The organism is Psychrobacter sp. C 20.9 (assembly GCF_001921765.1).
Taxonomy (GTDB): domain Bacteria; phylum Pseudomonadota; class Gammaproteobacteria; order Pseudomonadales; family Moraxellaceae; genus Psychrobacter; species Psychrobacter piscatorii_B.
The window spans coordinates 1-17,755 of sequence record NZ_MRYC01000016.1; the positions used below are offsets into that span (position 1 = coordinate 1).

17 protein-coding genes are annotated in these 17,755 nt (G+C 43.8%); 12 read left to right on the forward strand and 5 right to left on the reverse strand.

The features are described from left to right. Positions 1-47: 47 nt before the first annotated feature. A complete protein-coding gene (locus BTW00_RS10720; protein WP_256714058.1) occupies positions 48-587 on the forward strand; it encodes a BLUF domain-containing protein in 540 nt (179 codons plus the stop codon). 215 nt (positions 588-802) lie between these two features. Here BTW00_RS10720 and BTW00_RS10725 read toward each other — a convergent pair whose 3' ends face one another. Both BTW00_RS10725 and rsmA read right to left on the reverse strand, forming a co-directional pair. Continuing rightward, positions 803-1,639 carry a symmetrical bis(5'-nucleosyl)-tetraphosphatase gene (locus BTW00_RS10725; RefSeq protein ID WP_075107401.1) on the reverse strand — a complete coding sequence of 279 codons (837 nt, stop codon included), beginning with the start codon at positions 1,637-1,639 and terminating at the stop codon, positions 803-805. A gap of 43 nt (positions 1,640-1,682) precedes the next feature. Further along, positions 1,683-2,546: a 16S rRNA (adenine(1518)-N(6)/adenine(1519)-N(6))-dimethyltransferase RsmA gene (gene rsmA, locus BTW00_RS10730; RefSeq protein WP_075107402.1), complete on the reverse strand. Its 864-nt coding sequence runs from the start codon at positions 2,544-2,546 to the stop codon at positions 1,683-1,685. Between the two features lie 515 nt (positions 2,547-3,061). On the opposite strand from rsmA, the gene BTW00_RS10735 reads away from it, so the two are divergent. Then, complete coding sequence (locus BTW00_RS10735) at positions 3,062-3,841, forward strand: transglutaminase family protein (protein WP_075107403.1); 780 nt, start codon at positions 3,062-3,064, stop codon at positions 3,839-3,841. A 407-nt stretch (positions 3,842-4,248) separates the two neighbouring features. On the opposite strand, the gene BTW00_RS10740 is transcribed toward BTW00_RS10735, so the two are convergent. Then, on the reverse strand, positions 4,249-4,581 hold the full coding sequence (locus BTW00_RS10740; RefSeq protein WP_075107404.1) for a hypothetical protein: 333 nt from the start codon (positions 4,579-4,581) through the stop codon (positions 4,249-4,251). Between the two features lie 265 nt (positions 4,582-4,846). Between BTW00_RS10740 and BTW00_RS10745 the strand changes: the two genes are divergently transcribed. Next, complete coding sequence (locus tag BTW00_RS10745) at positions 4,847-5,275, forward strand: hypothetical protein (RefSeq protein ID WP_143506594.1); 429 nt, start codon at positions 4,847-4,849, stop codon at positions 5,273-5,275. A 745-nt stretch (positions 5,276-6,020) separates the two neighbouring features. On the opposite strand, the gene pdxA is transcribed toward BTW00_RS10745, so the two are convergent. Next, positions 6,021-7,109 (reverse strand): 4-hydroxythreonine-4-phosphate dehydrogenase PdxA, encoded by a 1,089-nt coding sequence (gene pdxA, locus BTW00_RS10755; RefSeq protein ID WP_075107407.1) that lies wholly within the window; start codon positions 7,107-7,109, stop codon positions 6,021-6,023. A gap of 298 nt (positions 7,110-7,407) precedes the next feature. Between pdxA and dnaB the strand changes: the two genes are divergently transcribed. The 3 genes from dnaB (at position 7,408) to argF (ending at position 11,215) form a co-directional block, all read left to right on the forward strand. Further along, positions 7,408-8,811, forward strand: a complete 1,404-nt coding sequence (gene dnaB, locus BTW00_RS10760) for a replicative DNA helicase (protein WP_071001653.1) — start codon at positions 7,408-7,410, stop codon at positions 8,809-8,811. 164 nt (positions 8,812-8,975) lie between these two features. Beyond that, on the forward strand, positions 8,976-10,082 hold the full coding sequence (alr, locus tag BTW00_RS10765) for an alanine racemase (RefSeq protein ID WP_075107408.1): 1,107 nt from the start codon (positions 8,976-8,978) through the stop codon (positions 10,080-10,082). 209 nt (positions 10,083-10,291) lie between these two features. Beyond that, positions 10,292-11,215, forward strand: a complete 924-nt coding sequence (gene argF, locus BTW00_RS10770; protein ID WP_057760398.1) for an ornithine carbamoyltransferase — start codon at positions 10,292-10,294, stop codon at positions 11,213-11,215. Between the two features lie 120 nt (positions 11,216-11,335). Here the strand turns inward: argF and rpiA are convergent, their stop codons facing one another. Further along, the gene (gene rpiA / locus BTW00_RS10775) at positions 11,336-11,995 is read right to left on the reverse strand and encodes a ribose-5-phosphate isomerase RpiA (protein WP_075107409.1); all 660 of its coding nucleotides are present in this window, start codon (positions 11,993-11,995) and stop codon (positions 11,336-11,338) included. A gap of 288 nt (positions 11,996-12,283) precedes the next feature. Here rpiA and ilvA point away from each other — a divergent pair, with 288 nt between their 5' ends. The 6 genes from ilvA to ccoS all read left to right on the forward strand — a co-directional run bounded on the left by ilvA (position 12,284) and on the right by ccoS (position 17,667). After that, positions 12,284-13,837 (forward strand): threonine ammonia-lyase, biosynthetic, encoded by a 1,554-nt coding sequence (gene ilvA / locus BTW00_RS10780; RefSeq protein ID WP_075107410.1) that lies wholly within the window; start codon positions 12,284-12,286, stop codon positions 13,835-13,837. 188 nt (positions 13,838-14,025) lie between these two features. Continuing rightward, positions 14,026-14,448, forward strand: a complete 423-nt coding sequence (locus tag BTW00_RS10785; RefSeq protein ID WP_058024048.1) for an RNA-binding S4 domain-containing protein — start codon at positions 14,026-14,028, stop codon at positions 14,446-14,448. A 206-nt stretch (positions 14,449-14,654) separates the two neighbouring features. Next, a complete protein-coding gene (locus tag BTW00_RS10790; RefSeq protein ID WP_083603633.1) occupies positions 14,655-15,152 on the forward strand; it encodes a low molecular weight protein-tyrosine-phosphatase in 498 nt (165 codons plus the stop codon). Between the two features lie 237 nt (positions 15,153-15,389). After that, on the forward strand, positions 15,390-16,499 hold the full coding sequence (gene murB, locus BTW00_RS10795; protein WP_075107446.1) for a UDP-N-acetylmuramate dehydrogenase: 1,110 nt from the start codon (positions 15,390-15,392) through the stop codon (positions 16,497-16,499). Beyond that, a complete protein-coding gene (locus BTW00_RS10800) occupies positions 16,489-17,262 on the forward strand; it encodes a YdcF family protein (RefSeq protein ID WP_075107411.1) in 774 nt (257 codons plus the stop codon). The genes murB and BTW00_RS10800 overlap by 11 nt, the downstream gene beginning before the upstream one ends. A gap of 129 nt (positions 17,263-17,391) precedes the next feature. Next, on the forward strand, positions 17,392-17,667 hold the full coding sequence (gene ccoS / locus BTW00_RS14210) for a cbb3-type cytochrome oxidase assembly protein CcoS (RefSeq protein ID WP_058024050.1): 276 nt from the start codon (positions 17,392-17,394) through the stop codon (positions 17,665-17,667). Positions 17,668-17,755: the final 88 nt, after the last annotated feature.

The window sequence follows — 17,755 nt, forward strand, 5'->3', positions numbered from 1 at the left end:
TTAAGGTCAGATTGAGTAGTCATTGCTTATTCTCCTGTTAGTGGATTATAAGCAGTTACACAGAGTTTGGGAAACTCCCACACTCGCATGTCTACAATAAAAATAATAAAATTGCAGGTTTTCTATGCAATGATGAAAAAAGCTTCCTTCAATGCTTAGAAGGCGCAAAAGACGTTGTATTTTCTCTTATGCAAAGAATATTTAAAGATAGGAACCATAAAAAAGTAGATATCGTTGCTGTTGAGCAGGTCAGTCAATGCCGCTTTGAAGATTGGCGTATGCACAGTCTTAACTTAAGCGCCAGCAATTGGCATAGACTGTCTGATCATGCGCAGTTAGGAGAGATCTCACCATTCAAACCAGAACACTGGCCATACTGGTTTATTGAATACTTTATTGAATGTGTGAGGAAGTTCGACTACTCTAACATCAGTCATGACACAAACTACATCACCTTTGATGACTTAGGTTACTCTGAGCTTGAAGAAAAGTTAACTCAAGATAATATCTTATTATTTATATTTCTTGGGCTACTGGTCGCGTCAACCGCCGCTGTCCTATTATTCAGGTACGACGTTATTCCTTAATGACTCAGTTAGACACCTTATTAATCATTTGAGCATAACTCAATGTTAATCATCTCAGTATATCTTAGTAGAACCATCAAAACAGGGCTGTTAATTGATCAATAGCCCACTTGAAACAGACGGCATTTGCAGACCTATTTAAAAAGATTATTTAGGCTTTTATACCAAGGTATTTGTAGTCCAGGTATTTGTAGTCCGGGTATTTGTAGCCTACGTTATGAACTCGGGCACTGTGCACTTGAGGCTATTACCTTGCCGTCGCTGAGACGATACGCCAACAGACAGTTGCCCCATACACACCCACCATCGAGTGCACGCGCATGTGGTAAATCAATCTCGCCTTGTAGCGCGGCCCAGTGACCAAATAGTATCTTACGCGTGCGCGGTACTTGCCACTCAAACCATGGTAAAAAATCAGTTGGCATAGGCTCATCTAGCGCTGCTGTAAAGTCAAACTCAAGCAAACCATCCTGCTGACACAGGCGCATACGAGTAAAGTAATTGGCAATTGCTCGCATTCTGGTAAAGCCTTCAATACCTGCGTGCCATTTATCGGCTTTTTTACTATAGAGATTTGGCAGTAGTTCATCAAGCTGCTCTAAGCTACCTTGCAGCTGCGATTCTAGCTCTTTTGCATATATTGCTGCTGCCTCAATACTCCAATGTGGTGGAATCCCTGCATGTACCAGCACCGTATGCTCATCTGGGTACGCCAATATCGGCTGCCTGCGTAACCACTCAAGCAATTCATCACAGTCATCGGCTGCAAAAATTGGCGCTGTTTTGTCTTTGCTCTTGAGTTTTGCAGCGCCGCGCCAGACTGCAATTAGATTGATGTCATGATTGCCTAATACCGTTGCTGCAGCGCCCTGCTCACACAACGCTTTGACGTCGCGTAAGGTATTTAATGAGTCCTCACCACGCGCTACCAAATCACCGGCGAACCATAACTTGTCTTGAGTAGGATCAAAATCTAATGTCTCTAGTAATTGCAGATAAGCCGCGTGGCAACCTTGTAGGTCACCAATGACATATTGATGGCGAAAACTCATAATCCCTCTATGATTTTTATATAATAATTGGTCATTATTTACATTAAACGTCTATATGACGAGCCTGATTGCTTAGATTGACAAAATCTGTAACGCTTAAGGTTTCGGGACGTGCCTGCGGATCGATACCGCAAGCGGCGAAATCATCCTCACTCAGCGTCGGCAGCAAGGTTGATTTTTTGAAGATAGCGCGTAGCGTTTTGCGACGATGGTTAAAGGTCTCACGTACCACGATAGCAAAATGTGCTTCATCCTCTGCTACTATCGGTTTGTCAATATGCGGTGTCAGTCGAAAAACAGCACTGGTGACTTTTGGCGGAGGATTAAAAGCCCCACGAGGCACAGTCAGCAAATAATCTGTATCACAGTAATACTGCATGATGACAGACAGACGACCATAAGTTTTGCTACCAACATCAGCCGTGATACGCTCAACCACTTCTTTTTGTAGCATAAAATGCATATCTTGAATGACATCGGCAAAGCTCAGCAAATGAAACAAAATAGGCGTTGAGATGTTATATGGTAAGTTACCTACCACGCGCAGTTTACCGCGCTCCTCGCTGTAAAGCTCACGATAGTCCACATGCATGGCGTTATCTTTGATAATCGTAAAATTTGGATGGCTATTGGCACCAATACGAATACGTAAGCTATCAGCCAAATCGCGATCCAACTCTACGACTGTCATCGCATCCACTTCTGCTAATAACGGCTCGGTCAATGCGCCCATACCAGGCCCAATCTCAATCAAATTGTCATCGCGCTCGAGACGAATGCTTTCAACGATTTCGCGAATGACGCTGGTATCATGCAAGAAGTTTTGACCAAAGCGCTTACGCGGCTGGTGCTTGGCAGTACGTAAACTGTTAGAAATAGTTTGAGCATCAAATGAAGTTTTGGACATAAAAGAGTCTTAATGTATAAAAGAGAAATGGGCGATGATAATGTAATAGCAGCAATGTTTTAGCTTTATAATGGTAAATTATACCACAGCTCCTAATTAGGCTGTGTTTTTGAACGATTATTATCGGCAGACGAGCCATGCTTTTGGGTAACCGACCCAGTAATTTTTTTCTCTGAATCCATTTAATATAAACGCTGCTATAACAACAATGGCAGCACTAAAACGAGCGCTAGCAGACAAAAACAAGTCCAAAGATGTGAGTCATCATAATAGTTGCGGCGTAAAGCTAAATCGATAATGAATCGATTTTAACGTTTCACACGTCTGATAAAGCCCGACTACATAATGTAAGTGATCATGTCTCACCTTTTAAGTTTGAAAAGCGGTATTATGATAATTTAATCCTGTCAGGCATTGCTACCTCAATCCAGTAAACCAGTCTCTGAAATAGTCGAAGCGGTTCAGCCCCACGCGATCGTCAGCCCGCCAGACCCATGCCCTTAGGGAATTCAAATATGATCCTGAAACTTAACGTCACTCTCCATTATCGACTCTCAGAGCCGATGGATCTTTTGCTTCAGATCGAAGCCGCTGATCTTGCGGATCAGCGGGTGCGATCGACCGAGATTTGGACATCAGACGTTGCGCATTTTTCACGGGTCGCCGCTGATGATGGCATAGGAGAACGGATTTGGATTCACGCCGAAGGAGATTTTAGCTGCACTTACCTCGCAGAAATCGCCGTTGACCGTCCTGCCTTGGACATATCGGCATTGTCCCAAACGCCCCTGCATCTTTTGCCTGGAGAGACGATCAGGCATTTGATGCCGTCTCATTATTGCCCGTCAGACCAGTTTCAAGCTTTCGTGGAAGCTGAGTTTGGCGATCTTGCTGGCGGCGCACGGATTGCTGCGATGCGCGATTGGATCGAGTCGGCGTTTAGCTATGTGCCCGGATCGAGCCACGCCCAAACCACCGCGCTCGATAGTTTTGTTCAACGTCAGGGCGTATGCCGCGACTTCGCGCATGTTCTCGTGACATTAGCGCGCGCGTCGTCGATACCGGCTAGGTTCGCGAGTGTTTATGCGCCCGATGTGACGCCACAAGACTTTCATGCCGTGGCCGAGGTCTATCTCGGAGGGAGCTGGCACCTCATTGATCCGACTGGCATGGCAGGTGCAGACACGATGGCTCGCATCGGTGTTGGGTCCGATGCATCCAGCGTCGCATTCTTAACCTCGTTCGGATCCATGGAATTGGTCAATCAATCGGTATCCGTGACTAGGCAAGCTTAGGCTCCTGATCCTAGGATTGCGTGCCTGCGTTTAAGACCATAACCGCCGCCGTAATACAAAGGAGATGGCAGTGGTCTTGGTCCATCGGTTTCACGCTCTTCCATTCTTCACCGTGCAGATCAAAGTTTCCGTTCACCGGATCAAGGACACGGTAAGAAAGCGTCTCAGGCTGTATTTTTGAGATATTTTATCTATAAACTATCTCAAATGTAGCGCAACCAACATAGCAGCTTTTTGCTCCCGAACCATTTACCATAATGCAGCTTTGTGCGAACAATCAAGAGAGATAGAAGATTTTAGCTGCGGCTAAACTGTTGATGTCAGATATAAGGGTAAATCAGAAACTTATCGTATGAGTTTTAGATGAAGGTTATAGTAGGCAGTTAATCTTAGTATATATCATCGTGTTACCTTTCAAAAAAATAAGGGTCATAAGGTGCGTTTGATGAGTCTAGCCACAAATGGAATGCTTCGGAAATTTCCTTTCTCTTATCCTCTGGAGCATCTGGATAAGGATAAAATCTATTATAATCGTTTCTGAAGTGACTGCTTCTAATCTGTTTAGATAGCCGGTCAATAAAGTTCTTTCCTTGTTCAAGATAGTTTTTTATCGCGTCTTCATCTAGAATCACACATTTCTCAAAAACTATAAGTCTTAAGAAAATATTAACCTTAAGGTACACTCCCTCATGGTCTTGATATAGCTCCCACCAATGAAGCTCCACTTCTATTAATTTCATGTTAGCACTTTCCAAAATTTTTTAATTTACCTAAAATTAATATAAGACCTGAGTTATAAGTTTTTTAGCTAAGGATTAGTTTATGGCACCCTAGTGAGGACTTGAAACTTGAGCTGTGGGCTAATGGTAGCAATGTTTTAACTTTCTGAGATAACTACAGTGTACTTCATAGTATACATGCAGTGAGCTTTTGGATTTTTATTTAGTATAAGCGCTATTACTCGTAATGGAGTTACAGAAACTGTCTGATTTACTGGAAATTAAAATGGAAAGGTATAAATTATCACGTTTTCTACCACACAATAAAATTCTAGATTACATTACGGCATTGGGTGAGGATCAGGATAGTTTAACAACATTCATGATATACAATGCTGATGATTATGGGGTTTATCTGATAACCCTTTTAGATGAGATTGCAAAGAAAAAACATACATCTTTTTGGTATGGTCAATTAGGTGACTTGTGCATGGTTTATCTACATTACGTAGATGGCGCTAGACTATCTGCCTTGTTTTATTTTATCAAAGCTCATGAATTAGATTCAAAGGATACTTCTATACTGAATGCTATTATGGATTTAGGTGAACCACCTGAAATTGTCCTGACTGAAGATCAAAAGAAGTATTATGCTGCTAAGCTGCTAGCATTAGAACCTGAAAGTGAAAAAGCTTTAGCTGTCATCAATTCGTGATCGGTGCGCTATACAGGCATCGAACTGTTGACTATATTAATCTATCGCTACACTGCTTTTATGCTAAATTTAGACAACTCTTACTCCTTTTGAAGAGAATAAGCATTTATGAAAAAAATTAGCTATATGGATTTTAGGTTAGATGTACTTGATGACTTTTTCTTATGTCTAGTTAATAAGCCAAAGACCGATATAAGTTATGACGAAGTTTTAGGGTATGTAGACTATCATTACGAAGAAGGTTTCTCAGAGATTGAGTTATTCTTAGTCAGTTTCGTACTTTACGTTTTATGCGGTAAATTCGACGTGACAAGCAGTTTCTCCAAAACACTTAAAAAAAACCTATTAAACCAGATCGAATCTCAAGACTTTAGAAACTTTATTCGACAAGTTGTAGATGAAGATAGAAATAACCTTTTTCACGATATGTATTTAGTTGGTCTTATATCTAAAGATATGAGAGACAATCTTTGTAAATGAATTTCAGCTATTCTGATTCACACATATCAAAACTAGCACAGATTAGTTTTATTAACGTCATGCATAGGGTTTTTATAGGGCATACCCTAGCAGAACTAGCTATCTCACCTCTCAAACCTATTAACAGACTACTGAAAACAGACTGTATAATGGAACCACTTATATTAAGTCGTCTTTGATTATTTATAAATAGGTATTACTCACACTAAAATCATCCAGTACGACGTGAACAATACCTATACGGCGATGAGTCATAACAGATATATCAATTAGTGAGTGACTTGTCAGCCATCTCGTTTGCCATATTTAGTGCTTGATATAGACTGGTCGCACTCGCCCCGCCACGCCCTGCCAAATCTAGCGCCGTACCATGATCGACAGAGGTGCGAATATAAGGCAAACCCAAGGTTAAATTAACGGTATCGCCAAAGCCGTGTGATTTGAGTACAGGCAATCCTTGGTCATGATACATCGCGATGACCGCATCACAGTTCGCTAAATGTCTGGTGGTAAATAACGTATCCGCTGGCATCGCCTCTGAAACATTGACGCCCGCATCGATGAATTCTCGTAAGACTGGGTTGATGATTTCAATCTCTTCCATACCCAAATGCCCGCCCTCGCCTGCATGTGGATTGAGGCCGCACACTAGAATGCGAGGCTGCATGAGACCAAACTTTTCTCTCATGTCATCGATGACGATTTGTACCGTTTGGCGTACATTGTCGGCAGTAATCGCAGCAGGTATGTCTTTTAATGGCAAATGGGTAGTGACAAGCGCGACTTTCATCGCTTGATTGGCTAGCATCATGACGACTTTCTCACAGCCACTTTGCTGCATAAAAAACTCAGTGTGACCGCTAAACATAGTGCCATCTAACAGCTTGATACCAGCATCTATCAGCGCTGATTTTTGTAAGGGACCTGTGACGATAGCGGCGACTGTTCCATTTACTGCTAACTGATGAGCAATGTCTAATTGCTGAGCCACCATCGCTGAGTTAGCAGTATTGATTTGTCCGCCAGTAACTCGTTCTGCACAAGGGACATTAAGCAAAATGAAAGGACTATCAGCGTTGATCTTTTGCTTTGATATCTGCTCTACCAAGTTAACATCGAAGTTATCGGCATTTACATCTGTATTGATAGTATGCCAACTAGGTATGCTTTTGAGCACGCCAGCCGCGACCAACTCCTCTGCACGGACTTGCATCGTGCTCGCATCAGCGGTTACCCAAATGGGACGGTCAAAATCTTGCAGCTTGCCCTCTGCCGCCAAACTCAGTACGACATCCATTCCAATGCCCGCAGGCTCACCTGTCGTGATTAATAATGGACGTTTTTTTTCTGTCATAGCAATAGCCTTATTTTATTTAAATTTTTGATTTTATTATATTTATCGTCAATATTTTCAGTTGTTACGTTTAGACAATGGATGCGGTCTCTTATTTTATGCATAACAACCACTGTAGATTTAGTTGCTTACCCAGCCTAAAAAATCACATAATGTGTTAAACTTTCGCTTCTGATTGTAGCATTTGCAGACAAACCTGAGACCGCGTTTTGGTACTTCTATCGTAGAGGCGCGCTGCGTTTGTATTGCTCTATCATCGACATCTTTTTTTATACCCATTTTGACTTATTAGGCACTCATGGCAGAAAACGACAAAACCGACGACTTACTCAATCAGACACCGCCGCACAATATCGATATTGAAAAGGCATTGCTCGCGTCTTTGATGAGTATCGAAGAGGCGTACGACAAGATTGCCGATATCGTCACCAAAGATGACTTTTATGCTGGGCGACATCAATATATTTTTGATGCCATTGCTCACCTTGCAGCCGTGAATGAGCCTTATGATACGGTCATGGTACACGACTGGTTAGAGGCGCAAAAGTTACTCAAAGGTGCAGGTGGGGACAGCTACTTAGCGGATATTTTGAGCCAAAGTCCGGCGACCTTGTTTAACCTGACCGCTTACGCTCAGCGCGTACGTGAGCTCTCAACGCTGCGTCAGCTCATTACCACGGGTAATGACATGCTAGCGCTGGCCTACAATCCAAAAGACCAAAGCGTTAGTGATATCTTGGACAATGTCGAAGGCAAGATATTTAGCATCAATGAGCAGCATAACAAACGTGCTGAGCAGCGTGGCCCTGTCGGTATTACTTCGGTCTTAACCAATGTTATCGATCAAATCCAAGAGTTAAAGTCCAACCCTGACGGTATGATTGGTTTACAAACGCCATTTGTCGAGCTCAATAACAAAACGCAAGGGCTACAATCAGGCGACTTGATTATCGTCGCCGCTCGTCCTTCTATGGGTAAAACCACTTTTGCAATGAACTTGGCAGAAGGGATTTTGTTTAATGAAGATTTGCCCGTTGTGGTGTTTTCGATGGAGATGCCTGCAGAATCTATTGTCATGCGTTTGCTGTCATCATGGGGTGCGATTAATCAGACACACCTGCGCTCTGGGCAAATGAATGAAGATGAATGGGCAAAAATGATGAATGCCATTCAACATCTGCAATCAAAGCATTTGTATATTGATGACAGTACCGCCCTACCGCCCTCTGAGATGCGCTCTCGCTGCCGCCGTATCGCCAAAAACCATGATGGGCGCTTGGGTGCTATCGTGGTCGATTATCTTCAGCTCATGAAAGTGCCAAGTCTAGATGGTAACCGTGTTGGCGAGATTTCTGAGATTTCTCGTAGTCTAAAGGCACTCGCACGTGAGCTTGAATGTCCCGTGATTGCGTTGTCACAGCTTAACCGTAGCCTAGAAAACCGACCAAATAAACGCCCAATTATGTCGGATCTACGTGAATCTGGTGCAATTGAGCAGGATGCCGATTTGATTATGTTCATCTATCGTGATGAGGTTTATAATGAAAACTCAGACCACAAAGGCGTGGCGGAAATTATTATCGGCAAGCAGCGTAACGGTCCTATCGGCACCGTACGTTTGGGTTTTGAAGGTCAATTCACCCGCTTCATTAATCTAACGCCAGAATACTATCAGGGCGTGAGTTTTGAGAATGATGAGTAATCAGCGTTATAACATTTAAGTCTTAGTAAAATGTAAGCCCATACCGATTCTGGCTTACTCACAAGTTAGTAAGTAGCTTTAACCACATAGCCAGTATAGTATCAACTCCATTGATGCTGTACTGGCTTTATCACTTCATAATTCTACTCATAAAGAAGGCGATTATGCGCACCATTACCATAAAACCAAAAGCCATTACTCATAATCTCAATCAAGTAAAACAACGCGCACCGCAAGCAAAAGTCTTAGCGATGGTCAAATCCAATGCGTATGGGCATGGCGTTGCAGCGGTATTACCAGCCCTGCAGCAAGCAGATGGTATTGGGGTTGCGACTTTAACCGAAGCATTAGAAGCCAGACAATTAGGTTGGGAGAAAACCATTGGTCTAGTAGAAGGGGCATTTAGTGCTGATGAGTGGCAACAAGCCATTGATCATGATATTAGCTGCGTGATTCACCACGGACCTCAGCTAGAGTGGGCACTACAAAATTTCCCGCCAGCTGGTAGTGCAACTAATGTGGTTTGGCTAAAATATAATACAGGTATGAACCGTTTGGGTTTCAATGCTGAGGGCGTACTATCAGCAGCCAAGCGTTTGCATGAAGCAGGTTATCAGCTGATCCTAGCCACCCATTTTGCCAATGCTGATGATCATGACCATCCATTAAATGCCATGCAGATTGAGCGCTTCTCAAGCGTACTTGCGACCTTGCAAGATACCATTAGTGCAGATATCAAAGGCTCATTGTGCAATTCTGCTGGTACCATAAATTTCCCAGAGCATCATTATGATTGGGTGCGCCCAGGTATTATCTTATACGGTAGCTCGCCTGTCGTCGATAAAAGCGCGCAGGATTTAGACTTGCAGCCCGCGATGGAGTTTAGTGCTCAAATCATGGCATTACAAACGGTCAGTGCCAATGATGCGATCGGCTATGGTAGCCGCTGGCGTGCGCAGCAAGACACCAGAACCGCTCTCGTGAGTGTGGGTTACGGAGACGGCTACCCGCGTGTAATAAGTGACGACGCTTATGTCACCGTCATCGATACTAACGACAATCAAAGCTACCGTTGTCCTGTGATTGGGCGTGTGGCAATGGATATGATCGTCATTGATGTCAGCAAAACGCCTGAAAGCCTTACTTTGGACAGTAAAGTCATGCTCTGGGGCGATGCGCCGCGTGTCGATGAAGTGGCAGGACATGCTGGGACCATTAGTTATGAGCTATTGTGCCGTCTCAGCATACGTCCAGACCGTATACAGGCCTAGGTACTCACCTTAAGCAAGCCGTTATTGATAGCTCATTGATATGAGTTTAGTCTACTTGGTGAGCTATGTAATCTTGGTAAAATTGCACGTTTACATTGAAAGTAAATACGCTATACTAAAAGTTTGTTGTCAACCCAGTATGCGCACTGACGCGATGCTATTGAAGACTGATGACGTTTCACTGACTGCGATCGACTGCTAGGATTACTATGAGTTTGCGCCATTTTTTAACCTTATCTGATTTAACCAAACAAGAACTAGAAAACTTAATCAAACGCGCAAGCGAATTGCGTAAGATGCAACATGCAGGCGAGATATACCAGCCTTTTGTTGGTCGTACGCTTGGCATGATATTTGAAAAATCTTCAACGCGTACCCGTATCTCATTTGAGACCGGCATGGGTCAATTTGGTGGTAATGCCATATTCTTATCACCCAACGATACACAGCTCGGTCGCGGCGAGCCACTAGAAGACTCAGCACGCGTGATTTCTAGTATGGTAGATATCATTATGATTCGTACCTTTGGGCACGAAAAAGTAGAGACCTTTGCTGAATATTCAAGCGTACCTATTATCAATGCATTGACCGATGATTATCATCCTTGTCAATTGCTTGCTGATATGCAGACCTATTACGAGCATCGCGGTAGTATTGAAAATAAGATCGTCACGTGGGTTGGTGATGGCAACAATATGTGTTCATCATTTATGCAAGCTGCTAATCAATTTGGTTTTGAATTACGCGTGGCAGCGCCTTATGGGTTCGAGCCTGATCCAAAACTTATGGAACGCTTTTCACATTGCGTGAGTTTGGTAGAAAACGTACAAGACGCAGCCAAAGATTCTAATTTGATTGTCACCGATGTATGGGCAAGTATGGGTCAAGAGTCCGAGCAAAATACGCGCGCACGTCGTTTTGCCCCTTATCAAGTGACGCCGTCTCTACTAGACAAAGCCGATCCTGAAGTGGTGTTTATGCATTGCTTACCCGCCCATCGTGGTGAGGAGATCTCTCATGATATGCTAAATGATCCGCGCTCTGTTGTGTGGGATGAAGCCGAAAATCGTCTACATGCGCAAAAAGCCTTGATGGAGTTTTTGCTAAAAGACAAAATCAAACTACCTGCCTAACTTACCGTGTAAAAAACAGTAAGATAAGTTATTAGTCCGTTCATAAATAAAAAAGCCGTTCAGATTTGGACGGCTTTTTTATCTGTAAAAATGGCTTGAGACTGTATTCTTGAGACTGTATTAACGCGTAAGCGTCGTTACGCCATCTGCACTGGCTTTTAATAGCACATCCGCTTGGTTTGCCGCAAAGATACCATTACAGACCACACCCACGATATTATTCAGCTCTTTTTCAAGCGCGATTGGATTACTCACATCCAAGTCATAAGTATCTAGAATGACGTTGCCGTAATCAGTGACAAAGTCTTCACGATAGACAGGCTCACCGCCCAATTTTGCTAATTGACGCGCGACATAAGAGCGTGCTTGCGGCAGGACTTCAATTGGTACTGGAAACGCGCGACCTAATATATCAACGCTTTTGCTTTCATCGACCATACACACAAACTTTTTGGAAGCAGCCGCGACGATCTTTTCGCGAGTCAATGCACCGCCGCCGCCTTTGATAAGTTGCAAGTGTTCATTGACCTCATCAGCACCATCAATATAAACATCTAGCGTACCAGCAAAGTTTAGATCAACAATTTCGATACCAAGCGCACGCAGTTTGTCTTCAGTCACCTGTGAGCTGGCAACCGCACCAGCAAGCTTCAATTGTGGCAACAACTCAATCAAACAGTTGACCGTACTACCCGTCCCTACCCCAAGTATCATATCATCTTCGATATAGCTTAGGGCGGCGCGGGCGGCGGCTTGCTTTTGTGCTTGCTGATCACTCATCATAAATCCTTGGAAAATAAACGTATGGTCTTAAAAAAAGTAAAAGGCTAAAACAGATAAAATGCGCGGCTATTATAACCGATGATATTCATCGATGTTAGCGCAATCACAATTCTAATTCGGTAGTCATATAATACTTATCTCACAACGTTCTTCACCACACGCTTTCACTTTATATTCATTCAGGCATGAAACCCCAAGAAAAATGCAATTGAGTCTTGCAAGATACTCAAAATCAGCATAGGCTAATCTATTTCGTTTTTATATTCATTCTGTTTAGGGATTACTATGCTGTCACACTGGGTACGAGCCATACTACAAGCCACCGTCTATGACGTTGCGATTCAAACACCACTTGAAACGGCGCCCAAGCTGACCCAACGTTTTGCCAATGACATTCGTTTTAAACGTGAAGACTTACAACCTGTTAAATCTTTTAAGTTACGAGGTGCCTACAACCGTATCAGTCAGCTAAGCGATGAGCAAAAAGCGCGCGGCGTTATCTGCGCCTCAGCAGGCAACCATGCTCAAGGCGTGGCTTACTCGGCGCGCAAACTGTCACTAAACAACATCATCGTTATGCCAACGACTACGCCTGATATTAAGGTAGAAGCCGTCAGAGTGCTTGGTGGCAATGTCGATCTGCATGGCGATAGTTTTGATCAAGCAAACCGCTATGCAATAGATCGTGCTGAACGCGAAGGACTTACCTTTATTCCACCTTATGACGATGAGCTAGTTATCGCAGGACAAGGAACCATTGCGCTTGAGCTGACACAACAATGGCGCAACATGGATTACGTCTTTGTTGCCGTCGGTGGTGGCGGTCTGATTTCAGGTGTCGCCGCATTTTTGGGAGAAGTGGCACCGCATGTCAAAGTGATCGCGGTAGAAGCGGAACAATCAGCTTGCCTAAAAGCCGCACTTGAAACGGGTGAACGTGTCAAACTTGAGCAAGTCGGACTGTTCGTCGATGGCGTGGCAGTCGCGCAAATTGGTGAATTGCCTTTTGACGTCGTGCGTACTCAGAAAAGTGACAATTCAGGCCCTATCGTGGAGCCTAACGTCGTCACCTGCAGTAACGATGAAGTCTGCGCAGCGGTCAAAGATGTGTTTGAGGAGAGCCGCAGTATCGTGGAGCCTGCAGGCGCGTTAGCGGTTGCTGGTATGAAAAAATATCTTCAAGCCAACGAGATTACGGGCAAAAACTGCGCGGCCATCATTTGCGGCGCTAATATGAATTTCGACCGTCTGCGTTATATTGCTGAGCGCACTGAGATTGGCGAGAAAAAAGAAGCTATCTTTGGTGTTACTATCCCAGAACAAACTGGCGCTTTCTTGAACTTCTGCCGCAGTCTGCACGGTCGTAATATTACTGAGTTCAACTACCGTGCCGATAGCAAAAAGTCACCAGACTCAATGGAGCCTGCCTCAATCTTTGTCGGTATTGCATTAAAAGAAGGTGAAAAAGAGCGTCAAACTATTAGTACTCAATTGGCAAATGATGGCTATAATGCTTATGATTTGACCGATGACGATATCGCCAAATCGCATATTCGCCATCTGATTGGTGGTCATGCCAAGGTCGAAAATGAGCAGCTGCTACAGGTGGTGTTTCCAGAGCGCCCAGGTGCCTTACTTACTTTCCTAGAAAAATTAGGCGATGATTTTAATATCACTTTATTCCATTATCGTAATCATGGTGCCGCTGAAGGTCGCGTATTGGTTGGTCTGCAAGCTTCTGACAGTAACTCTCGTCAGCTACAAGACGCCCTTTTGGATATCGGTTACGACTGTACGACGGTCAATGACAATATTGGCTATCAGTTGTTTTTAAGATAACCTCCTAAGAGTATGTTCCTAAAATGAATAACAAAAGCGGCTTCTCTTACGATAAGCCGCTTTTTGCATCATATAACCCGATACTAAGTACTACAATCACAAAAATCAATTTGCAAATAGTAAAGTTGCCCTAATATTATTTATATAAAACTATAATTTAATATAAAAACGAATGTAAAAGGATTCTTATGAGTAAGAATACAAATAATAACCCTCAAAGTCTGGCCAAAATTCGTCTCGATAAATGGTTATGGGCAGCCAGGTTCTACCGCACACGTACGCTTGCCAAGCAAGCCATTGAAAGCGGACGTGTCCATTATGGTGGCAGCCGCGTCAAGACCAGTAAAGAAATCTCAGTCGGCGATGAGCTAACCATTCGTCAAGGCTCAGCGACCGCCATGACTGAAAAGACTGTCATTGTTGAGGCGCTATCTGCACAGCGGGGCAATGCGACCGCCGCTGAGGTGCTATATTCAGAGACCAAAGAGAGCGAAACGCGGCGTGCTTATTATGCCGAACAGCGCAAACTGGCCAACCTTGCTCGTCCTGATAATAAGCCAAATAAAAAAGAGCGCCGTGACTTACAGCGCTTCAAAAGCAATCAAGATTGATACAGCATTACCCTCGCATCACCCAGTTACATATAGCATTGTCATAAACCCAGTATTAAGTGACGCTATTGTCTAGTCTCTGTCCTTGCCATTCAAGCGATTAAGCGTTACGCTAGTCGTTGGTTCAATCTATTGCATGCTAATAAAAGCCGCATTAACAATGCTGGTTTCTTATAGCATGTTTTTTTGTTATAGAAGGTCATATTATGCTGATGAAAGCCTGTACTCCCTCGTCTGTATTATTGGTTTGTTTAGGAAATATCTGCCGCTCCCCTACCGCTGAGGAAGTTTTCCGTCAGCAGGCAGCAATCGCTGGACTCTCCATAAAAATAGATTCAGCAGGCACCAGTGACTGGCACGTTGGTGACTCACCCGACGCACGCTCACAGCGTCATGCCAAGTCTCACGGCTACAAAATAAATAAGCTCGTTGCACGCCAAGTCAGCGCCGATGACTTTCGTGATTTTGATTTGATCTTAGCCATGGATTCACAGAATTTAGCCGACCTGCAAGCTATTAAAGATGGCATCATAGATACAGAAGATGACTTGGCAAAGCTGGCCCTATTTAGTGAAGAAGACCCTACCTATTGCGGCAGTGATGTGCCAGATCCATATAAAGGCGATAACGATGATTTCGAAGAGGTGATCGAGCGTATCGAATCAAGCGCCCAAGCTTGGATAGAAAGCTGGAAAGCCTGCTAGCCATACCGTCTATATTTCTGCTACTCTTGCATCCGGTATCCTCTATAATATAGTTAATCCTCTATAAAAGAGCTGCAGCGTTAACCGTGCTTGAAGTATCACAGTTACGTCTGCACTCAACTGCGTTGTATCTCTTTTAAATTGAATCAACTATAGCTACCTTATTATTTATTATCCTTTTGCCCCATAGGCTATGTTATGACCCAAGCTGCACGCCTTGATCTCGACGCTCAGACCATGACTATAAATGACTCATCAGCGACTCTGTTAGTCAGTAATTCAGTCGATTTGGCACATAGCAATACGATGGCACTGTCGTGTGTCGCTGACTCTGTAGTGACGTTGACCAATGAGGCACAGCTTGATGACTTTATGGCAACCTATGCAGAGGATGTAGAGCATCAGCTGTCATTATTTGTCTTATCTGGCGGTAGCAATGTTTTATTACCAGCAGCGTTAAATGCGGTGGTATTGCAACCCAAAATGCGCGGTATTCACTTGACTGCACAAACCGACGATTATGTTGATATTGAGGTGATGGCTGGGGAAAATTGGCATGATCTAGTCGTACATACAGTCAATCAAGGCTGGTATGGGTTAGAAAACCTTGCGCTCATACCTGGCCTAACTGGTGCAGCGCCAGTACAAAACATTGGTGCTTACGGTGTGCAATTAGAAGACTGCCTACAATATGTACGCGCCTATCATTTACCGACACAAACTTGGCACCATTTATCAGCGGCCGACTGTCAATTTGACTATCGTGATAGTATCTTTAAACGCACGCCAAACACATGGCTTATTAGTCGCGTCGGTTTCAGGTTACATACTGATCCTACCAATATTTTAGCCAGCTATGGAGATGTACAGACTGTGGCGCAGCGCTATGCGGAACAACAAGAGCGCGAGCAAGCCAATCCTCATGACGTTATGCAAGCCATTATAGATATTAGACAACAAAAGCTGCCAGACCCAAAACAGCTGCCTAACTGTGGTAGTTTTTTTCAAAATCCTATTATTGGTCAAGATCAATTTACGGCGTTGCAAACAACTTATCCAGCTATCGTTGGTTATCCGATGCCTGACGCGATGGTAAAAGTTGCCGCAGGTTGGCTCATCGAGCAAGCAGGATTAAAAGGGGGCGGCATCGCACCTATCATGACTCATAAACATCAGGCGCTGGTACTGACCAATCATACTCCTTATCAAGCAACTCAAGAAGATGTGGAAACAGCACAGCGCTATATCGCCAACATCGTCTATGAGAAATTTGCAATTCAGCTATCACGTGAGCCAGTTTGGGTGAATGCTGATGGCTCAATTGGATATGCTGAGCATGTGGTCTAAACAATCATGGTCTAAACGCTTATGGCGAAACTATTTGCGTTCAGCCGAACGAATGGTGAAGCTATTCCGTATCATCAATATTACCTTTGTATTAGGCTCGACGTCTGTTATTTTAGTCCTAATCAGTTTGTTCACACCGCTATTCTCACAAGCCGTTGTCTATATATTTGCGCTTCTTCCTTTACCAAAAATGCCTTCTGCTGCTATGAGCTCTCCGCCGACTGCTTACGTGGTATTAGGCGGTGGTCTAACTAATGATAATAACAATCAAATCATCCTCAATCGCTATAGCCTGAATCGTGCCCGTACCGCGGCTGGGGCCTATCACGATCTTCCCTTACCTATTGTACTAAGCGGCGCTGAAGCCCCTTGGCTCGGTCAATGGCTCATTGAGCATGGTATCGATGGGCTGATAAGCGAAAATGCCAGTATGAATACGTGCGAAAACGCCCGTTTTACAGCCAAGCGTATTCCGCTTCATCACGTTTACCTTATTACTGATAGTTATCATATGGCACGTGCGCGCAGACAGTTTGCCTTGAATGGTATTAATAGCACACCGCTTAGCGCACCATTGCCAGTTAGACGCGACTGGATGAAACCTGCGCAAAACCTAAGTCATTCACGGCGGGCTGTTTATGAAATCGCCGCCTATCTACGGGATGTGATACGTCCGCAAATGAACTGTCGTCACGCCGATGATGTGACTTCACAGCAGCTCCTAACACCGCGAGGCAGTGCCAAAAAAGCATCTGATGAATAGGTTTTTATACTAAACGCGCAGCTAATATCGTCATATGATGCTACGCCTCATTCTAATCGCTACAGATCATCCACTGCATTTGCGATGGGTGTATAATAATAAAAGACACTGCTATTGAAGAGAGTTACCATGCTCAGTATATTTTTATTAATCCCATTAAGTCTCATGCTATTTGTGGTTGCCATCTGGGCGGTGCGTTATGCGGTAAAATCAAACCAGTTCGAAGATTTGGACAATGCATCACAGCGTATCATATTGGATGATCGTCAAGAGCGCAGGCAAACCATGCAGGCTCATGAGCGCGCGGTTCAGTCTCAGCCTTCTGCTGATACCGAGCCGTCAGATGATAACGTTGATAAAGATGCGCTCGTTCGTACTGATGTAGAGAAAAACACAAAAATCTAACCTTTATTCTCCTCTCTTTTCATCGTGTAATGATGAGCTTTCGTTAGATAATAATCGTGTCTATAGATACGGCCTTTATGACTTTTAG

Excerpts from the sequence above, each read along its gene's own strand:
- ilvA (WP_075107410.1), top strand. The coding sequence starts at position 12,284 with ATGCTGTCACACTGGGTACGAGCCATACTACAAGCCACCGTCTATGAC.
- rsmA (WP_075107402.1), bottom strand. The coding sequence starts at position 2,546 with ATGTCCAAAACTTCATTTGATGCTCAAACTATTTCTAACAGTTTACGT.
- ccoS (WP_058024050.1), top strand. The coding sequence starts at position 17,392 with ATGCTCAGTATATTTTTATTAATCCCATTAAGTCTCATGCTATTTGTG.
- BTW00_RS10725 (WP_075107401.1), bottom strand. The coding sequence starts at position 1,639 with ATGAGTTTTCGCCATCAATATGTCATTGGTGACCTACAAGGTTGCCAC.
- alr (WP_075107408.1), top strand. The coding sequence starts at position 8,976 with ATGCGCACCATTACCATAAAACCAAAAGCCATTACTCATAATCTCAAT.
- rpiA (WP_075107409.1), bottom strand. The coding sequence starts at position 11,995 with ATGAGTGATCAGCAAGCACAAAAGCAAGCCGCCGCCCGCGCCGCCCTA.
- BTW00_RS10800 (WP_075107411.1), top strand. The coding sequence starts at position 16,489 with ATGTGGTCTAAACAATCATGGTCTAAACGCTTATGGCGAAACTATTTG.
- BTW00_RS10740 (WP_075107404.1), bottom strand. The coding sequence starts at position 4,581 with ATGAAATTAATAGAAGTGGAGCTTCATTGGTGGGAGCTATATCAAGAC.
- dnaB (WP_071001653.1), top strand. The coding sequence starts at position 7,408 with ATGGCAGAAAACGACAAAACCGACGACTTACTCAATCAGACACCGCCG.
- BTW00_RS10735 (WP_075107403.1), top strand. The coding sequence starts at position 3,062 with ATGATCCTGAAACTTAACGTCACTCTCCATTATCGACTCTCAGAGCCG.
- BTW00_RS10745 (WP_143506594.1), top strand. The coding sequence starts at position 4,847 with ATGGAAAGGTATAAATTATCACGTTTTCTACCACACAATAAAATTCTA.
- BTW00_RS10790 (WP_083603633.1), top strand. The coding sequence starts at position 14,655 with ATGCTGATGAAAGCCTGTACTCCCTCGTCTGTATTATTGGTTTGTTTA.
- pdxA (WP_075107407.1), bottom strand. The coding sequence starts at position 7,109 with ATGACAGAAAAAAAACGTCCATTATTAATCACGACAGGTGAGCCTGCG.
- argF (WP_057760398.1), top strand. The coding sequence starts at position 10,292 with ATGAGTTTGCGCCATTTTTTAACCTTATCTGATTTAACCAAACAAGAA.
- murB (WP_075107446.1), top strand. The coding sequence starts at position 15,390 with ATGACTATAAATGACTCATCAGCGACTCTGTTAGTCAGTAATTCAGTC.
- BTW00_RS10785 (WP_058024048.1), top strand. The coding sequence starts at position 14,026 with ATGAGTAAGAATACAAATAATAACCCTCAAAGTCTGGCCAAAATTCGT.